This is a genomic window from Pelomonas sp. KK5, assembly GCF_001984095.1.
Classification (GTDB): Bacteria; Pseudomonadota; Gammaproteobacteria; order Burkholderiales; family Burkholderiaceae_C; genus KK5.
Genome location: NZ_LYVQ01000517.1, coordinates 1 through 782 on the forward strand (window position 1 = coordinate 1; position 782 = coordinate 782).

The 782-nt window shown below is 70.8% G+C and carries 2 protein-coding genes; both read left to right on the forward strand.

Annotated features, from left to right (window positions below):
• Positions 1-313: S16 family serine protease (locus B0W88_RS32070; protein ID WP_304442612.1), on the forward strand; the 313-nt coding region annotated here is incomplete at its 5' end.
• Complete coding sequence (locus B0W88_RS32075; RefSeq protein WP_077038443.1) at positions 310-675, forward strand: hypothetical protein; 366 nt, start codon at positions 310-312, stop codon at positions 673-675. The genes B0W88_RS32070 and B0W88_RS32075, both read left to right, overlap by 4 nt.
• Positions 676-782 lie beyond the last annotated feature (107 nt).

Genomic DNA, 782 nt, shown 5'->3' on the forward strand with positions numbered 1-782 from the left:
CGTGTTCGTCAACGCGGTCGGCGGCGTGCGCATCAGCGAGCCGGCGGCCGACCTGGCGGTGCTGCTGGCGATCCAGAGTTCGCTGCGCGGCCGGCCGCTGCCCAAGGGCTTCATCGCCTTCGGCGAGGTGGGCCTGGCCGGCGAGGTGCGGCCCGCGCCGCGCGGGCAGGAGCGGCTGAAGGAGGCCGCCAAGCTGGGCTTCAGCGTGGCGGTGGTGCCCAGGGCCAATGCGCCGAAGAAGCCGATCGAGGGGCTCACCGTGCATGGCGTCGAGCGGATCGAGGAAGCCATGGAACTGGCGAGGTCGCTATGAGCCGGCTGCTGAGGATCGTTGTCGCGATCGCCGCGCTGTTCGCCGCCGGTGCGCTGGGCGGATGGAAGGGCGTGGTGCTGGTGATGGCCGTGCTGATCGTCATCCTGCTGGTCCAGTTCTGGCAGCTGATGAAGCTGATGGGCATGGCGCAGAAGGGACCGGTCGGCCGCGTGGCCGACGCGGCGGCGCTGGGCGCGAAGCTGCGCGAGGGCATGAAGCTGGTCGACGTGCTGCCGCTGGCCGGCAGCCTCGGCGAAGCGATCGAAGGCGGCTACCGCTGGACCGACGCCGGTGGTGCGCGCGTGGACGTGGCGCTGCGCGACGGACGCATCACCGGCTGGACCGCGCACGCCGCCCCGTAAAATCCCCGGCTTCCCCCCGGAATACAAAGCACAGGAGTTCCCGATGGGCATGGACGACCGCGACGGCAAGATCTGGATGAACGGCGAGCTGGTGGACTGGCGCGACG

Excerpts from the sequence above, each read along its gene's own strand:
- B0W88_RS32075 (WP_077038443.1), top strand. The coding sequence starts at position 310 with ATGAGCCGGCTGCTGAGGATCGTTGTCGCGATCGCCGCGCTGTTCGCC.